This is a genomic window from Vibrio sp. OPT46 (genome assembly GCF_015163535.1).
Taxonomy (GTDB): Bacteria; Pseudomonadota; Gammaproteobacteria; order Enterobacterales; family Vibrionaceae; genus Vibrio; species Vibrio alginolyticus.
Genome location: NZ_JADDYG010000443.1, coordinates 51,518 through 51,901 on the forward strand (window position 1 = coordinate 51,518; position 384 = coordinate 51,901).

Below are 384 nucleotides of genomic sequence, written 5' to 3' on the forward strand. Positions count from 1 at the left end.
AGAAAGTGCGAATTGGCAAGAAGCTCAATATGGAAAATTATGGGAGCAGGGCGTAGAGGGAATTGAAAAATACAACAAGCTCAATAAAGTTGAGCCGATGCGTCGAGCGTTAAAAGAGCTTAATGTTGGAACGTGGTTCTCTGGACTGCGTCGAGAGCAAAGTAAATCTCGTGCAGGTTTACCGATTCTATCAATTCAGAACGGTGTGTTTAAATTTCTACCAGTAATTGATTGGACTAATAAAGACGTTCATTACTACTTAGAACAACACGGCCTTAAATACCACCCATTGTGGGATGAAGGTTACCTTTCAGTTGGTGATACACATACCACTCGTAAATGGGAGCCGGGAATGTCAGAGGAAGAAACTCGATTCTTTGGCTT

Annotated in this window: 1 protein-coding gene; it reads left to right on the top strand. The window is 41.9% G+C overall.

The features are described from left to right. On the top strand, positions 1–384 hold a 384-nt coding region (locus IQR33_RS19255), incomplete at both ends, for a phosphoadenylyl-sulfate reductase (RefSeq protein ID WP_193843939.1).